The organism is Pigmentiphaga daeguensis (assembly GCF_039523035.1).
GTDB classification, from domain to species: domain Bacteria; phylum Pseudomonadota; class Gammaproteobacteria; order Burkholderiales; family Burkholderiaceae_B; genus Pigmentiphaga; species Pigmentiphaga daeguensis.
In genome coordinates this window covers 120,995-137,415 of sequence record NZ_BAAAEN010000015.1, presented here as the reverse complement: position 1 = coordinate 137,415, position 16,421 = coordinate 120,995, and the positions used below count along the sequence as shown (strand labels likewise).

At 68.1% G+C, this 16,421-nt stretch carries 15 protein-coding genes; 7 read left to right on the top strand and 8 right to left on the bottom strand.

The genetic code is table 11. The features are described 5' to 3' along the window. Positions 1-5: 5 nt before the first annotated feature. Entirely contained in the window at positions 6-749 is a 744-nt protein-coding gene (locus ABD104_RS18725; protein ID WP_343928023.1) for a 16S rRNA (uracil(1498)-N(3))-methyltransferase, read from the bottom strand. Between the two features lie 122 nt (positions 750-871). Here ABD104_RS18725 and tkt point away from each other — a divergent pair, with 122 nt between their 5' ends. The 7 genes from tkt (at position 872) to ABD104_RS18690 (ending at position 9,191) form a co-directional block, all read left to right on the top strand. Beyond that, the gene (gene tkt, locus ABD104_RS18720) at positions 872-2,920 is read left to right on the top strand and encodes a transketolase (protein WP_343928017.1); all 2,049 of its coding nucleotides are present in this window, start codon (positions 872-874) and stop codon (positions 2,918-2,920) included. A gap of 57 nt (positions 2,921-2,977) precedes the next feature. Next, positions 2,978-3,988, top strand: coding sequence for a type I glyceraldehyde-3-phosphate dehydrogenase (gene gap, locus ABD104_RS18715; RefSeq protein WP_087837948.1), 1,011 nt, complete (start codon positions 2,978-2,980; stop codon positions 3,986-3,988). Between the two features lie 4 nt (positions 3,989-3,992). Next, positions 3,993-5,195: a phosphoglycerate kinase gene (locus tag ABD104_RS18710; RefSeq protein ID WP_279820755.1), complete on the top strand. Its 1,203-nt coding sequence runs from the start codon at positions 3,993-3,995 to the stop codon at positions 5,193-5,195. A gap of 4 nt (positions 5,196-5,199) precedes the next feature. Further along, on the top strand, positions 5,200-6,648 hold the full coding sequence (pyk, locus tag ABD104_RS18705; protein ID WP_279820757.1) for a pyruvate kinase: 1,449 nt from the start codon (positions 5,200-5,202) through the stop codon (positions 6,646-6,648). A 34-nt stretch (positions 6,649-6,682) separates the two neighbouring features. Beyond that, entirely contained in the window at positions 6,683-7,747 is a 1,065-nt protein-coding gene (gene fba / locus ABD104_RS18700) for a class II fructose-bisphosphate aldolase (protein WP_087837945.1), read from the top strand. 28 nt (positions 7,748-7,775) lie between these two features. Then, a complete protein-coding gene (locus tag ABD104_RS18695) occupies positions 7,776-8,660 on the top strand; it encodes a phosphoribosylaminoimidazolesuccinocarboxamide synthase (RefSeq protein WP_279820760.1) in 885 nt (294 codons plus the stop codon). Positions 8,661-8,753: 93 nt separating this feature from the next. After that, positions 8,754-9,191, top strand: coding sequence for a coiled-coil domain-containing protein (locus tag ABD104_RS18690; RefSeq protein WP_087837943.1), 438 nt, complete (start codon positions 8,754-8,756; stop codon positions 9,189-9,191). 1 nt (position 9,192) lies between these two features. Here the strand turns inward: ABD104_RS18690 and ABD104_RS18685 are convergent, their stop codons facing one another. The 7 genes from ABD104_RS18685 to ABD104_RS18655 all read right to left on the bottom strand — a co-directional run bounded on the left by ABD104_RS18685 (position 9,193) and on the right by ABD104_RS18655 (position 16,412). Further along, the gene (locus tag ABD104_RS18685; RefSeq protein WP_343928016.1) at positions 9,193-9,924 is read right to left on the bottom strand and encodes a GntR family transcriptional regulator; all 732 of its coding nucleotides are present in this window, start codon (positions 9,922-9,924) and stop codon (positions 9,193-9,195) included. A gap of 89 nt (positions 9,925-10,013) precedes the next feature. Further along, positions 10,014-11,018: a Bug family tripartite tricarboxylate transporter substrate binding protein gene (locus ABD104_RS18680; protein ID WP_279819915.1), complete on the bottom strand. Its 1,005-nt coding sequence runs from the start codon at positions 11,016-11,018 to the stop codon at positions 10,014-10,016. Between the two features lie 34 nt (positions 11,019-11,052). Further along, on the bottom strand, positions 11,053-12,246 hold the full coding sequence (locus ABD104_RS18675; protein ID WP_343928015.1) for a CaiB/BaiF CoA transferase family protein: 1,194 nt from the start codon (positions 12,244-12,246) through the stop codon (positions 11,053-11,055). Continuing rightward, positions 12,243-13,073, bottom strand: a complete 831-nt coding sequence (locus ABD104_RS18670; protein WP_087837939.1) for a p-hydroxycinnamoyl CoA hydratase/lyase — start codon at positions 13,071-13,073, stop codon at positions 12,243-12,245. Before ABD104_RS18670 ends, ABD104_RS18675 begins: the two co-directional genes overlap by 4 nt. A 17-nt stretch (positions 13,074-13,090) precedes the next feature. Further along, the gene (locus ABD104_RS18665) at positions 13,091-14,542 is read right to left on the bottom strand and encodes an aldehyde dehydrogenase family protein (RefSeq protein WP_279819911.1); all 1,452 of its coding nucleotides are present in this window, start codon (positions 14,540-14,542) and stop codon (positions 13,091-13,093) included. Between the two features lie 51 nt (positions 14,543-14,593). Then, the gene (locus ABD104_RS18660) at positions 14,594-15,442 is read right to left on the bottom strand and encodes an alpha/beta fold hydrolase (RefSeq protein WP_087837937.1); all 849 of its coding nucleotides are present in this window, start codon (positions 15,440-15,442) and stop codon (positions 14,594-14,596) included. A 31-nt stretch (positions 15,443-15,473) separates the two neighbouring features. After that, complete coding sequence (locus ABD104_RS18655; protein WP_087837936.1) at positions 15,474-16,412, bottom strand: 3-carboxyethylcatechol 2,3-dioxygenase; 939 nt, start codon at positions 16,410-16,412, stop codon at positions 15,474-15,476. Positions 16,413-16,421: the final 9 nt, after the last annotated feature.

Sequence of the window (16,421 nt, the reverse complement as noted above, 5' to 3'; positions counted from 1 at the left end):
CCCCGTCAGATCCAGTCCAGCTTGGCGGACAGGGCCGAGATCAGCGCGGTGCCGGCTGTCTCGGTGCGCAGGATGCGGTCGCCGAAGCGGACGGCGCGCACGCCGTGGCGGGTGGCCAGCGCGTATTCCTCGGGCGACCAGCCGCCTTCCGGGCCGACCAGCAGTTCCAGGTCGGCCGGGGGGGAGGGCAGGCCGCCCAGCCATTCGGTGAGCCGGACTTCTGCGTCGGGGTCGCAGAACACCCGCCGGGTGCCGTCGGGCGCGGGGCGCGAGAGCCATTGCTCGGGCGTCAGCGGCGCGGCCACGGTGGGGACGCGGTTGCGGCCGCACTGCTCGCAGGCGGCAATCGCCACCCGCTGCCAGTGCTGCACCCGCTTCGCCAGGCGTTCGCCGGACAGCTTGAGGATGCTGCGGGCGGCCGCCAGGGGCTGGATGGCATGCGCGCCGACTTCCACCGCCTTTTCCACCACCCAGTCCATCTTGTCGCCCGACGGGATGGCCTGCGCCAGCACGATGCGGCCCGGCAGCTCGGCCTCGCGCGGATCGTGCTGGCCCAATTGGGCCATCGCCGTCCGGCCGTCCACTTCCAGCCGGGCGGGGTACTGGCCGCCCCGGCCGTCGAACAGGACGATCTCGTCGCCGTCGCGCAGGCGTAGCACGCGCAGGGCATGGTGGGCGATGGGCACGGGCAGGGCGAGCCGGGCGCCGGCATGCAGGGGAAGATCGACGTGGAAGCGGGACAAGGGCATGGATGGGAGAGCGATGTAACTTTTGACAAGCATCCTGGCCCCCGAAAGGGCGGGGGACTTGTACGAATGTTAAACTCGAAAGCTTTGTAGCAGCGGGTTTTCCCGCCGGAACGAGTGTCTTCATGAGCAATCAAGCCGCCTCTCAACTCAATATGGCGGATGCCATCCGTGCGCTGTCCATGGATGCCGTCCAGAAGGCCAACTCCGGCCATCCCGGGGCGCCGATGGGCATGGCGGAAATCGCCCTCGCGCTCTGGCATGGACACCTGCGCCACAATCCGGCCAATCCCGCCTGGGCCGACCGCGATCGCTTCGTGCTGTCCAACGGCCACGGCTCGATGCTGATCTATTCGCTGCTGCACCTCACGGGCTACGACCTGCCCATCGAGGAACTGCGCAATTTCCGCCAGATGCATTCGAAGACCCCGGGCCACCCCGAGGTCGGCATCACCCCGGGAGTCGAGACCACCACCGGTCCGCTGGGGCAGGGCATCTCCAACGCCGTGGGCATGGCGCTGGCCGAAGCGCTGCTGGCGGCCGAGTTCAACCGTCCGGGCCTGCCCATCGTCGACCACTTCACCTATGCCTTCGTCGGCGACGGCTGCCTGATGGAAGGCATCTCGCACGAAGTCGCCTCGCTGGCCGGCACGCTCAAGCTGTCCAAGCTGGTCGTGCTGTACGACTCGAACGGCATCTCCATCGATGGCGAGATCAAGTACTGGTTCGCCGACGATACCGCCAAGCGTTTCGAGGCCTATGGCTGGAACGTGATCCGCAACGTCGACGGCCACGATGCCAAGGCCGTCGAGGCCGCCATCGCCCAGGCCAAGGCCCAGGCCGGCAAGCACGGCGGCCCGACGCTGATCGAGTGCCGCACCGTCATCGGCAAGGGCGCGCCCACCATGGCCGGTACCGACAAGGTCCACGGCGCGCCGCTGGGCGACAAGGAAATCACCGCCACCCGCGAAGCCATCGGCTGGCCCTACGCGCCCTTCGAGATCCCGGCCGAGGTCTATGCGTTCTGGGACGGCAAGGCCAAGGGCGCGCAGGCCGAAGGTGCCTGGAACGAGCTGTTCGCCAAATACGCCGCCCAGTTCCCCGGGCAGGCCGCCGAGTTCGAGCGCCGCATGCGCGGCGACCTGCCGGCCGAGTTCGCCGAGCAATTCGCCCGGTTCCTGGCCGAGACCAACCAGAAGCAGGAAACCGTCGCCACCCGCAAGGCATCGCAGTTCGCCATCACGGCGCTGGCCGGCATGCTGCCCGAGCTGCTGGGCGGCTCGGCCGACCTGACCGGTTCCAACTACACCGACTGGAAGGGCGTGGCGCCGGTGCGCGCCGGCAAGGACGGCATCGAGTTCGGCCGCCACATCAACTACGGCGTGCGCGAGTTCGGCATGGCCGCCATCATGAACGGCATCGCGCTGCACGGCGGCTACCTGCCGTTCGGCGGCACCTTCCTGACCTTCTCCGACTATTCCCGCAATGCCCTGCGCATGGCGGCGCTGATGAAACAGCGCGTGGTGCACGTGTTCACGCACGACTCCATCGGCCTGGGCGAGGACGGCCCCACCCACCAGTCCATCGAGCATGCGGCCAGCCTGCGCCTGATTCCCAACCTGGCGGTCTGGCGTCCCTGCGACACCACCGAGACCGCGGTGGCCTGGGGCGCGGCGGTCGAGCGGCCGGCCAGCATCGGCATGGACGTGCATGCGGGTGGTCCGACGGCGCTGCTGCTGTCCCGCCAGAACCTGCCTTTCGTCGAGCGCGACCAGGCCACCATCGCCAACATCTCGCGCGGCGGCTACGTGCTGCGCGACGCGCTCAACCCGCGCGCCGTGATCATCGCCACCGGCTCGGAAGTCGCGCTGGCGCTGGCCGCGCAAGAGGCGCTGGCCAAGGACGAGATCTTCGTGCGCGTGGTGTCCATGCCGTGCACGCAGGTCTTCGACAGGCAGGACGAGGCCTGGCGCCAGCACGTGCTGCCGCGCAGCCTGCCGCGCGTGGCGGTCGAGGCCGGAGTCACCGACTACTGGCGCAAGTATGTGGGACTGGACGGCGAGGTCGTGGGGATCGACACCTACGGCGAATCCGCGCCGGCCGGCGTATTGTTCAAGCATTTCGGATTCACCACCGAACGGGTCGTCGAAGCCGTCCGGAAACTGGTGGGCTGAGCGGGGCCGCCGTCCACCAGCGTCATAGATTCTTCTCATCAAAGCAAAGGAAACACCATGACTATCCGTGTCGCGATCAATGGCTATGGCCGCATCGGCCGCAACGTCCTGCGTGCCCACTATGAAGGTGGCAAGAAGCACGACATCGAAATCGTCGCCATCAACGACCTGGGCGATCCCAAGACCAACGCGCACCTGACCCGTTACGACACTGCCCACGGCAAGTTCCCCGGCACCGTCACGGTCGAGGGCGAGTACATGGTCGTCAACGGCGACAAGATCCGCGTGCTGGCCAACCGCAACCCGGCCGAGCTGCCCTGGGGCGAACTGGGCGTGGACGTGGTGCTGGAATGCACCGGCTTCTTCACCAGCAAGGAAAAGGCCGGCGCCCACCTGAAGGGCGGCGCCAAGAAGGTCGTCATCTCCGCCCCCGGCGGCAAGGACGTCGACGCCACCATCGTCTACGGCGTGAACCAGGACGTGCTGAAGGCCGAGCACACCGTCATCTCGAACGCCTCGTGCACCACCAACTGCCTGGCCCCGCTGGTCAAGCCGCTGCACGACAAGCTGGGCATCGTCTCGGGCCTGATGACCACCGTGCACGCCTACACCAACGACCAGGTGCTGACCGACGTCTACCACGAGGACCTGCGCCGCGCCCGCTCGGCCACCCAGAACATGATCCCGACCAAGACCGGCGCCGCCGCCGCGGTTGGCCTGGTGATGCCCGAGCTCAACGGCAAGCTGGACGGCTACGCCATCCGCGTCCCGACCATCAACGTGTCGGTGGTCGATCTGACTTTCATCGCCAAGCGCGACACCACCGTCGAGGAAGTCAACGCCATCCTGAAGGAAGCCTCGGAAGGCTCGCTCAAGGGCATCCTGAACTACTCGACCGAGCCGCTGGTGTCGTCCGACTTCAACCACGACCCGGCCTCCAGCACCTTCGACGCCACGCTGACCAAGGTCAACGGCAACCTGGTGAAGGTCTCGTCGTGGTACGACAACGAGTGGGGCTTCAGCAACCGCATGCTGGACACCACCGTGGCGCTGATGTCGGCGAAGTAAGTCCATGAGCAAGGTCATCACGCTGGCCGATCTGGCGGCCAAGGGAAAACTGGACGGCAAGCGGGTGTTCATCCGCGCCGATCTGAACGTGCCCCAGGACGACCAGGGCAACATCACCGAGGACACGCGCATCCGCGCGTCGGTGCCGGGCATCCGCCTGGCGCTGGACGCCGGCGCGGCGGTCATGGTGACGTCGCACCTGGGCCGTCCCACCGAAGGCACCCTGACCCCCGCCGATTCGCTGGCGGTGGTGGCCAAGCGCCTGTCCGAGCTGCTGGGCAAGCCCGTGCGGCTCGTGGCCGACTGGGTCGACGGCGTGTCCGTCGCGCCCGGTGAAGTCGTGCTGCTCGAGAACTGCCGCGTCAACAAGGGCGAGAAAAAAGACGACGAGGCGCTGGCGCGCAAGATGGCCGCGCTGTGCGACGTCTACGCCAACGACGCCTTCGGCACCGCGCACCGCGCGGAAGCCACCACGCATGGCATCGCGCGCTACGCCCCCGTGGCCTGCGCCGGCCCGCTGCTGGCGGCCGAGCTGGACGCCCTGGGCCGCGCGCTGAGCGCGCCCAAGCGGCCGCTGGTGGCCATCGTGGCCGGTTCCAAGGTCTCGACCAAGCTGACCATCCTCAAGAGCCTGGCCGACAAGGTCGACCAGCTCATCGTGGGGGGCGGCATCGCCAACACCTTCATGCTGGCCAAGGGCCTGCCCATCGGCAAGTCGCTGGCCGAGCCGGATCTGGTGAACGAGGCCAGGGCCATCATCGAGATCATGGAGAAGCGCGGCGCCGCCGTGCCCATCCCGACCGACGTGGTGTGCGCCAAGACCTTCGCCGCCGATGCGCCGGCCCAGACCAAGTCCGCCGATGCCGTCGCGGCCGACGACCTGATCCTGGACATCGGTCCCGTCACGTCCGAACGCCTGGCGCAGTTGCTCAAGGCCGCCGGCACCATCGTCTGGAACGGCCCGGTGGGGGTGTTCGAGTTCGACGCCTTCTCGCATGGCACCGAAACGCTGGCCCGCGCCATCGCGGCCTCGCCGGCGTTCTCGATCGCCGGCGGGGGCGACACGCTGGCCGCGATCGCCAAGTACGGCATCGCGGACCAGGTTGGCTACATCTCGACCGGTGGCGGTGCCTTCCTCGAGTTCCTGGAAGGCAAGTCGCTGCCCGCGGTCGCCATCTTGGAGGAGCGCGCCGCTCAAGGCGCCTGACCCTGTGGACGCACCTTCCGCTCGTGCCACGAAGATCGTGGCTACACTCGGGCCGGCTTCCAGCTCGGCCGACACGCTGGCGCGGATGATCCGTGCCGGCGTCGATGTAGTACGGCTCAATTTCTCGCATGGCACCGCGGAAGACCACGCGGCGCGCGCCGGCCTGGTGCGCGCCGCCGCGCTGGCCTGTGATCGCGAGGTCGCGATCATGGCCGACCTGCAGGGGCCCAAGATACGCGTCGGCAAGTTCGCCGACGGCAAGGTCCAGCTCGAGCCGGGCCAGCCCTTCATCCTCGATGCCGCCTGCGAACTGGGCGACCAGGGCAAGGTGGGCCTGGACTATCCCGACCTGCCGCGCGACGTGCGGTCGGGCGACATCCTGCTCCTGAACGACGGCCTGATCCGCCTGCTGGTGATCCGCGTCGCAGGCACCGAGATCCACACCGAGGTGCTGGTCGGGGGCGAGCTCTCGAACAACAAGGGCATCAACCGCCAGGGCGGGGGCCTGACCGCGCCGGCGCTGACCGGCAAGGACATGGAAGACCTCCGGTCCGCGGTGCAGATGGGCGTGGACTACATCGCCATCAGCTTCCCCAAGAACCGCACCGACATGGAGATGGCACGCCAGCTGGTGGCCATCGCCGGCGCCCCCACCGGCGCGCGGCCCCAGCTCATCGCCAAGATCGAGCGGGCCGAGGCCATCGCCGTGCTCGAGGAAATCATCGACGCCTCGGACGGCATCATGGTGGCGCGCGGCGACCTGGCGGTGGAGGTCGGCGCGGCCGCCGTGCCCGCGCTGCAGAAACGCATGATCCGGATGGCGCGTTCGCGTAACCGTACCGTCATCACGGCCACGCAGATGATGGAATCCATGATCGTCAACGCCATGCCCACGCGCGCCGAAGTGTCGGACGTGGCCAACGCGGTGCTCGACGGTACCGATGCGGTGATGCTGTCGGCCGAGACCGCGGTCGGGCGCTACCCGGTCGAGACCATCGAAGCCATGGCCTCCATCTGCCTGGAAGCCGAGAAGTCCCAGCATTTCGAGCTGGACAAGGATTTCCTGGACCAGACCTTCCATCGCGTGGACCAGTCCATCGCCTACGCCGCGCTGTTCACCGCGCATCACATGCGCTGCAAGGCGATCTGCGCGTTGACGCATTCGGGTGCGACCACCTTGTGGATGAGCCGGCACGATAGTGCAACACCCATTTACGCATTGACCCCGCGCGTGGCGACGCAGCGTAAAGTAGCGCTGTACCGCAACGTGCGGACGTTGCAGCTGGAAGAATCCGGCGATCGCGACGCATCGCTGCTGGCGGCCGAGAAACTGCTGGTGGAAAAGGGCGTGGCGGGGCCGGGAGACCTGGTCGTCTTCACCGTGGGCGAACCGATGGGTTCGCCGGGCGGAACCAATACTCTAAAAATCGTGCGCGTCGGCCAACACGGTTGAGCGCGGCATTACAACTTTCAATCAGGAGTTCACAATGGCACTCGTTTCCATGCGTCAACTGCTCGACCATGCGGCAGAAAACGGCTACGGCATCCCGGCGTTCAACGTCAACAACCTGGAGCAGGTCCAGGCCATCATGGAAGCCGCCGACGAGACCAACAGCCCGGTCATCATGCAGGCCTCGGCCGGCGCCCGCAAGTATGCCGGCGAAGGCTTCCTGAAGGCCCTGATCGCCGCGGCGGTCGAGTCCTATCCCCACATTCCCGTCGTCATGCACCAGGACCACGGCCAGTCGCCCGACGTCTGCAAGGGCGCCATCGCGATGGGCTTCTCCAGCGTGATGATGGACGGCTCGCTGATGGCCGACGGCAAGACCATCGCCGATTACGACTACAACGTCGACGTCACCACCCAGGTCGTGAAGATGGCCCACGTGCAGGGCATCTCGGTCGAAGGCGAACTGGGCTGCCTGGGCTCGCTCGAAACCATGAAGGGCGACAAGGAAGACGGTCATGGCGCCGAAGGCACGATGACCCGCGAACAACTGCTGACCGACCCCGAGCAGGCCGCCGACTTCGCCAAGCGCACCCAGATCGACGCGCTGGCCATCGCCATCGGCACCAGCCATGGCGCCTACAAGTTCTCGCGCAAGCCCAGCGGCGATATCCTCGCCATCGAACGCATCAAGGAAATCCACCGCCGCCTGCCGACCACCCACCTGGTGATGCACGGCAGCTCCAGCGTGCCGCAGGACCTGCTGGCCGAGATCCGCGAATTCGGCGGCGACATGAAGGAAACCTACGGCGTGCCGGTCGAGGAAATCCAGGAAGCCATCAAGCACGGCGTGCGCAAGATCAACATCGACACCGACATCCGCCTGGCGATGACCGGCGCGATCCGCCGCTTCCTGGCCGAGAACCCCTCGAAGTTCGACCCGCGCGAGTACCTCAAGCCCGCGCGCGCCGCCGCCAAGAAGATCTGCGTCGAGCGCTACACCCAGTTCGGTACCGCCGGCAACGCCAGCAAGATCAAGGCGATTCCGCTGTCGCAGATCGCCGCCGACTACGCCTCCGGCAAGCTGGCCCAGATCGTCAAGTAAGCCCTCAACCGTCGAAGCAGGCCGCATCATGTCCGCACCGCTCTACCAGTCCACCATCCGTTCCCTGCCGCTGCTGGCGCGAGGCAAAGTGCGCGACATGTATGCCGTCGGCGACGACAAGCTCCTGATCGTCACCACCGACCGCCTGTCCGCCTTCGACGTCATCCTGGACGATCCGATCCCGGGCAAGGGCGAGGTGCTGAACTCGCTCACCAACTTCTGGCTGGGCCGGCTCGGCAACATCATCCCCAACCACCTGACCGGCGTCGAGCCCGAGAGCGTCGTCGCCGCCGACGAACGCGACCAGGTCGCGGGCCGGGCGGTGGTGGTCAAGCGGCTCAAGCCGGTGCTGGTGGAAGCGGTGGTGCGCGGCTACCTGATCGGCTCGGGCTGGAAGGACTACCACGACACCGGCGGCGTGTGCGGCATCAAGCTGCCGGAAGGCCTGGTGCAGGCGCAGAAGCTGCCCGCGCCCATCTTCACGCCGGCGGCCAAGGCGGAACTGGGCTCGCACGACGAGAACGTCAGCTTCGAGCACGTGGTCAGGGAAGTCGGCCCGCAACTGGCCGAGCAGATCCGCGAAGTCTCGCTGCGCATCTACCAGTTGGCGTCCGAATATGCCGCCCAGCGCGGCATCATCATCGCCGATACCAAGTTCGAATACGGCCTGGACGAGAACGGCGTGCTGCATTTGATGGACGAGGTGCTGACGCCCGATTCGTCGCGCTTCTGGCCGGCCGATTCCTACGTGCCGGGCAGCAGCCCGCCGTCGTTCGACAAGCAGTTCGTGCGCGACTGGCTGGAAACCCAGCCCTGGGACAAGACCGCTCCCGCGCCGAGGCTGCCGCAGAACGTGCTGGAGCGCACGTCGGACAAGTACCGCGAGGCGCGGGTCCGGCTGGTCGGGGTTTGATCGCGCGCTTGTGCCAGGCAGGATGACGGCGGGCAGGATGGAAACATCCTGCCCGTTGTTTTTCAGCGCGACCGTATGGCATAGAATATTTCCATGACCGCCGCTCTTGCCTTCGACACCTTGCAATATTCCAAACGCCTGCAGCAGGCAGGCGTGGCTGCGCCTGTGGCCGATGCGCAGGCCGAGGCCCTGGCGCAGGTGCTGACAACCGGCATGGATGCCTTGGCTACGCGAGCCGATCTTGAAAAGGTTACGCTGGCTACGCGGGCCGATCTTGAAAAGGTCACTCTCGCTACGCGAGCCGATCTCGAACGGGTCTCTCTGGCAGCGCGTACCGATCTCGAGCGGGTGGAAACCAGCCTCAAAGGAGATATCCACGCGCTGGAAAACCGGTTGATCAGCACCGAGGGTCAGCTGAGATCGGAATTTCGCTCGGAATTGCGCCTGCTGGAACAGCGCATGACCATCAAGCTCGGTTCCATGCTGGTCGTGGCCGTGGGCGTCATGGCGGTGCTCGACAAGCTGCTCTGAATCAGATCAGCGCGATCTCCAACCTGACCGCATCCCCCCGGTATATCCCTTCCCCCACGTAGATCAGCTTGCCCGACGTGTCGATGGCGCGCCGCACGACGTGCGCCACCGGCGCGTTCAGCGGCAGTTCCAGCAGCGCGGCCATCTCGCGGTCGGCGCTGCCCAGGGTCATGACCTGGTTGGCCCGCGCGATGCGCTTGCCGGCGATCTCGTGCAGGATGGGCAGGGTGGCCTCGTGCCGGAAGCGCTCAGGCGGTCCTTGCCTGAACAACTCGCTGTCCAGAATGAAGCGGGCCGCCAGGTAGGGGTGGCCGTCGCGCGCGTGCAGCCGGCGCATCATCGTGTAATGCTCGGCCGGTTCGCCTTCGCCCGTCGCGAAGGCGGGCAGTTCGTCCAGCTCGCGCTGTTCCAGGACCTCGATGTCCGCACCCTCGTGGGCCGAGATCAGCGAGGCCCAGTCGATGGCCAGCCGGTGCGCGCTGCGCTCCTTGGGCGTCCGGCGAACGAAGCTGCCCTTCGCGCGGAAGCGCTCGATCAGCCCTTCGTCCTCCAGCACGCCCAGCGCCTCGCGTATGGTGCCGCGCGCCACTTCGAAGTCCACGGCCAGGTCCGCCACGTTCGGGATGCGGCCGCCCACCGGCCAGTCGCCTGTAATGATCTTGTTGCGGAACAGCGATGCCAGTTGCAGATAGCGCGCCATCCGGTCGAGCGTGGTGTCGGTGAATGAGGACATGGGTCGGAAGCCTGGTTCGGGAGCTGCGGTCGGCGCCGGGGCGCCGACCGCGATTATTCCATCCCCGCCATTATCCTGCGGACCGTCCATCATTCGGGCCGGATATTCAGTTCGCGCGCGAGCCGGCCGAAGGCCGCGATGTCGCGTTCCACCGTGGACCGCATCTCCTCCGGGGTGCCCTGGGCAGGCTGGAAGCCGCTGTCGGCCAGTTTTGCCCGGATGGCCGTATCGGCCAGCACCTGGCGGATGGTGCCCGAGAGGCGGTCGCGGATCGCGGCGGGCGTGCCGGCCGGCAGGGCGAAGCCGAAATAGGTGTTGGGGATGGTGTTCTCGTCGCCGCCGATCTCGCTCACGGCGGGCACGTCCGGCAGCAGCGGGAAGCGGCGGCCGCCGCCCACCAGCAGCGGCCGCACGCGGCCTTCGCGGATCGCGCCCAGGGCGGGTCCGATCGTGACCAGGGCCATGTCCACCTCGCCGGCCATGGCCGCGGTCAGCGCCGGGGCGCCGCCCTTGTAGGGCACGTGGGTCAGCTGTATGCCCAGCAGCGAGCACAGCGACTCGGTGCCCAGCTGGGTCATGCTGCCGTTGCCGAAGCTGGCATAGGTCAGGCGGCCGGGCTGCTTGCGGGCGGCGGCGACGAACTCCTGGATGGTCTTGGCGGGTTGCTTGGAGCCGGCCACCAGCACATAGGGGCCCCAGACCGCGATGCCTACGTAGGAAAAATCCTTCAACGGATCGTAGGGCAGCTTCTTGTACAGGCTGGGGTTGATGCCCAGCGCGCCGCGGTCGACGAACAGCAGGGTATAGCCGTCGGGCGCGGCCTTGGCCACGGCCTCGGTGCCGATCAGGCCGTTGGCGCCGGGCCGGTTGTCGACCACCACCGGCTGGCCCAGTCTTTCCGCCAATTGCTGGGCTACCAGCCGGGCGTTGGAGTCGGCCCCGGCGCCGGCGGGGAAGGGCACGATGACGCGGATGGCGCGGCTCGGGTAGGTGTCGCCCTGGCCGCGCGCGGCGCCGGCCGCGGCCAGGGCCAGGCCGGCGCCGGCGGCGATGAAGCCGCGGCGGGTGATGGAAGTGTCGCGATGGTCTGGCATGGGGTGTCTCCTTTTCTTTTGCAAATGGACGGCTCTAGGCGGTCGGTCCCCGGGCGGCGGCGATTTCCTGTTCCGACAGGCCGGCCTCGGCCAGGATCGAGGCGGTTTGTTCGCCCAGCGTGGGCGGAGGATAGCGGCTGGGCGGACGCTGGCCGTCGTAGCGGATGGGCCGGCTCAGCGCACGCACCGGGCCCATCTCCGGATGATGCAGCTCGTGGAAACTGCCGGCGGCCGCGAACTCGGGGTCGTCCAGGATGTCCGGCACGGTCAGGACCGGCGCGTGCGGGACGTCGGCGGCGCGCAGCGCGGCCAGCCAGTGCTCCCGCGGCCGCGTGCGGAAGCGCTCGCGCAGCAGGCCCGACAGCGCCTCGAAGTTGGCGATGCGCGCGCCGCGGGTGGCGAAGCGCGGATCGTCCCGCAGTTCGGGCATGTCCACCGCCCGCACCAGGCCTTCCCAGAATTTCGGCGGCGACGAGAGCTGCAGGCCGATGCGCGCGCCATCGGCGCACTCGAATGCCAGGCTGTGGGAATAGGACGCGCGCGTGGTCGACTGCATGCGCGTGCCGTCGCGGGTATAGCTGGCGAAGAAGTCGGGCATGAAGGACATGGAGGCTTCGATCATGTTGACCTCCACCAGCCGGCCCCGCCCGCTGGCCTGGCGGGCGAACAGCGCGCCCAGGATGCCCTGGCACGCGTACATGCCCGCCAGCTGGTCCGAGATGGTGGGGCCGCGCACCTGCGGATCGGACGGATCCAGGAAGGTGTCCAGCATGCCGCTCAGGGCCTGCCCGATGGTATCGAAGGCCGGCTGGCCCTCGTGCCGGCTGCCGGGCAGGAAGCCGCCGATGGCGCAATAGACCAGCTGCGGCCGCCGGGCGCGCAGCGTTTCCCATCCCAGTCCCATCCGGTCCATGACGCCGGGGCGGAAGTTCTCGATCAGCACGTCCGCCGTGTCCACCAGCCGCAGCAGGGCGTCGCGCCCGGCCGCGCTGCCCAGGTCCAGCCTGACGCTGCGCTTGTTGCGGTTGAAGGCGACGAAGTTCGGACTGTACTGGCCGTCGCGGAAGGCGCGGAAGGGGTCGCCTTCCGGCCGCTCGACCTTGATCACGTCGGCGCCCAGGTCGGCCAGCATCAGGCCGGCGTAGGGGCCGGTGATGAAGTTGCCCAGCTCCAGCACCCGGATGCCTTGCAGCACGTCGCCGGAGGCGGGCGCGGACGCGGCGCTCATTGCGCGTCCCGCCGGTATTCGCCGTAGCCGGGGCGATAGGTCTTCTCGTCCAGGAACTGGGTCATCGCCTGTTCGCGCCCGCCCTCGGTATCCATGAAGCGCATCTCGCGTTCCTTGGCCAGCAGGTAGTCGGCGGCCTGGTCCACGCTCATGCCGCGCACCAGGCGCAAGCTTTCCTTGATGGTGCGCAGCGTCTGCGGATTCTTGCGCGCCAGCGTGGCGGCCAGTTCCTCGGTGCGCGCGCGCAGCCGCTCGAGCGGCACGGACTCGGTCACCAGCCGCATCTGCGCGGCCACCTTGCCATTGAAGGGATCGCCCGTCATCGCATAGTAGACCGCGTCGCGGTAGGCCAGGCCGTCGACGATGACCTTGCCGACCAGGCCGCCGGGCAGGATGCCCCAGTTCACCTCGGACAGGCCGAACTGCGCTTCGTCCGCCGCAATGGCGAAATCGCAGGCGAACAACTGCACGAAGGCGCCGCCGTAGCAGTGCCCGTTCACCATGGCGATGGTGGGCTTGGGAAAGCTGCTGAGCAGGGTCCAGCGCCATTCGTGGTTGGCCAGACGGGCCAGGTGGCGCTGCTTGGGCTTGTCGTCCAGCGCGCGGAAGAACAGGCCTATGTCCTGGCCGGCGCACCAGCTGTCGCCCGCGCCGGTCAGCACCAGCACGCGCACCGACGGCTCCTCGGCCAGCTCCTTGAGCACGTCCACCATCTCGAAGTGCAGGTCCGGGCTCATCGCGTTGCGCTTGTCGGGGCGGTTCAGCGTGACCCAGCCTATGCCGTTGGCGATCTCGACTTTGACGTTCTTCAACTGATCGAATTGCATGCTTGTCTCTTCCTGGTTCAAAGCGTGATGTAGACGTTCTTCAATTGCGTGTAGGACACCAGTTCCTCGAAGGATTCCTCGCGGTTGTTGCCCGACTGCTTGTAGCCGCCGAAGGGTGCGGGGAAGAAATGCTTGGCCGCGTTGTTGACCCAGACGTAGCCCGCCTCGAAGCGGCCGGCGGCGCGGTGGGCCGTGTCCAGGCGCGTGGTGTAGACGCCGGCGGCCAGTCCGTACTCCAGCGAGTTAACCTGTTCGAACATCTCGTCCTCGTCCGACCACTTGAGAATGGACAGCACCGGGCCGAAGATCTCTTCGCGCGCGATGCGCATGTCCATGGTCACGTCGGTGAACACGGTGGGTTCGATGAAGTGCCCGTTGGCCAGCTCGGCGCCGTCGGGATGCCTGCCGCCCGCGGCCAGCCGGGCGCCTTCCTGCCTGCCCAGCTCGATGTAGTGCATGATCTTGTCGTACTGCTCGCGCGAGACGATGGCGCCCATGGTCGTGGCCTTGTCGGTGGGCAGGCCGGGGCGGTAGGCGCGCACGCCTTCCAGCACGCCCTGGACCACCTGGTCGTACACCGACTCGTGCACGAACAGGCGCGTGGTCGAGCTGCACGCCTGGCCGCACCAGGTGAAGCACATGCCGGCCACGGCGCCCTTGATCGCCCGTTCCAGGTCCGCGTCGGGATAGACAACTAGCGCGTTCTTGCCGCCCAGTTCCAGGCTGACGTGCTTGAGGTGCTCGGCCGCGCCGCGCGCGATGGCCTTGCCGGTGGCGATGCTGCCGATCAGCGTGACCTTGGGCACCAGCGGGTGGTCCACCAGCGCCTGGCCGCACTCGGTCCCGCCCGACAGCACGTTGATGACCCCGGGCGGCGCGATGCCGTCTATCAGTTCCATCAGCCGGTAGGCCGACAGCGGCGCCTGCACCGGCGGTTTCATGATGACGGTATTGCCGGCCGCCACTGCCGCCGCCAGCCGGCTGGCCGTGAACATCATGGGGTGGTTGTAGGCGACGATGCGGGCGCAGACGCCGTAGGGCTCGCGCACCGTCATGTCGATGACGCCTTCGCCCATGGGGATGGTGGAGCCGCGCAGCTCATAGACCAGTCCCGCGAAATAGTCGATGAGCTGGGTGGCGATGTCGACGTCGTTCATCAGCGCGGACACGGGATTGCCGCAGTCGATGGCGTCGATCATGGCCAGTTCCTCGCGATGCTCGCGCATGACCTGGGCGATGCGGCGCAGCACCGTGGCGCGTTCGCCGGGCGAGGTGCGACGCCACGAGCGATAGGCCTCGTGGGCGGCGCGCACGGCGGCGTCGACGTCGGCGCGGCTGGCCACCGCGCAGGGGCCCAGGTTCTCGCCGGTGGACGGGCTGAAGGAGTCGGCATAGCCGCCTTCCGGGCGATGCCAGGCGCCGCCGTAATACAGGTCGCGGTGCCGGGGCAGCAGTTTTTCGATGGACATGGTCTTCCTCCTGGTTCGGTGTCGTCGTGTCGTATCGGGCCGGCGGCCGGTTCAGCCGGCGGGCAGGAAGGCGCGCAGCACGCGCGCCAGGTCCCCGGGGTTGTCGCCGGCCAGGTCGTGGCTGCCGTCTATTTCTTCCGCGCGGCAACGCGGGTTGGCCAGCCGCAGCTTGTCCAGCGTGGGCGCCTCGAACATGTCGGACCGGCTGCCGCGCACGAACAGTGCCGGTATCCGCAGTTCCCTGACCATGGCCCACAGGTCCGGTCCCGGCGCGGCGGGCTTGCCCTGCAGGGTCTGGCGGAAACTGTCGCGGAAGTGCAGGTCGCGCTTGAGCTCGTAGCCGCCGGGAACGGGCCGCAGGAAAGCTTCGTAGCGTTTCCTGGCGGGAGCGTCCGCGGGCAGGCCGGCGGGCAGGCCGTGGTAGGCCAGTGCCTCGTCCACGGATACGAAGACGTCTGGCTGGTTGCCGATGCGCAGGGCGACATTGCGGCGGCCCGCGGCGGCCACGTCGGGCGCGAAGTCCAGGCAGGCCAGCGCCGCCACGCGGTCGGGATACCAGTGCGCGGTGCACAGGCAGATCCGCCCGCCCATGGAGTGGCCGGCCAGCACCGCGCGCGGCCACTGCAGATGGTCGAGCACGGCGATGAGGTCGCCGGCGAAGTCGCGCAGGTCGTAGTGCCGCTCGAGGCTGCGGGTGGAGTCGCCGAAGCCGCGCAGGTCGACGGCGACCACTTCGCGATCGGTGGCCAGGGCCTCGGCGATGCCGGTCCAGTCGTACGAGAAGTAGGACAGGCCGTGCGCGATGAGGACGGGCGTGGCACCGGGGGCGCCGAAGCGGCGATAGAAGATCTCGACGTCGCCGCTGCGGGCGGTGCCGGTGCGATGGGCAATGGGGGCCATGGTGTGTCCTGGTCGGTTCGTGGTCGGTGGGTCAGCCGGCGGTGACGATGCCCATGCCCGTCAGCCACTCGGGAATGATCCGGTAGTAGCGCACCTGCATGGGATGGGTCTCGATCGCGCGCGCGGCGGCCGCGGCCGCGACCCAGGCCCGGATCTCGTGCCCGCCGAAGCCGGCCTTGCGGTCGATCTCGGCATCGTCGATGGCATCCAGGGCATCGACGTCGTACGCGCACAGCTTGGCCATGAAGGCCTCGTCCCAGTCGCGGTCGGGCGGCATGCACGGCCCCTTGCCGGCGACCAGGTCGCGGCCGGCCTGGATCACGCGGGCCTCGCGCGCGGCCAGTTCCTCGGCCGTGGGGGTATGCCGCTTGACCAGCCGTTGCGCGATGTCGTGCGGCACCTGGCGCAGGCGCGGCGTGGGAGGATCGTGCGACAGGCCGCCCGAGCCGATGATGGTCACGCGCAGGCCGCGCGTGGCCAGGAAGCGGCCCACGGCCTCGCCGAACAGGCGCGATCGGCGCATGGACGGCCGCGGATCGGCGGCGCAATTCAGGAAGATGGGCAGCACGTCGTAGCGCGCCAGCGCGCCCGTCAGTTGCGTCAGCGAGATGGCGTTGCCGTGGTCCACGCACATGTCGTAGGAAATGGCGGTATCCAGGTCCTGCCGATGCAGCGCCCGGGCGCACTCCAGCGCCAGCTCGGTGGGCACGCGCAGCGGGCCGCCGGGCAGTCCCCAGTCGCGCGTGCCGTGTGCCGCCAGGCCCAGGCAGAACGCCGGCATCAGGTCGTAGAAGAAGCCGTTGAAATGGTCGGGGCCGAAGCTCACCACCAGGTCCGGCGCGAAGGCATGGACCTCGCGCGAGACCGTTTCCATCTGGTCGAAGAAGGCGCGCTGGCCCTCGGGGTCGGACGCCTCGATATCCGCCAGCATGAGCGGACTGTGCGAACAGCAGATCAGTTGCGCGGGCATGGACGGCTC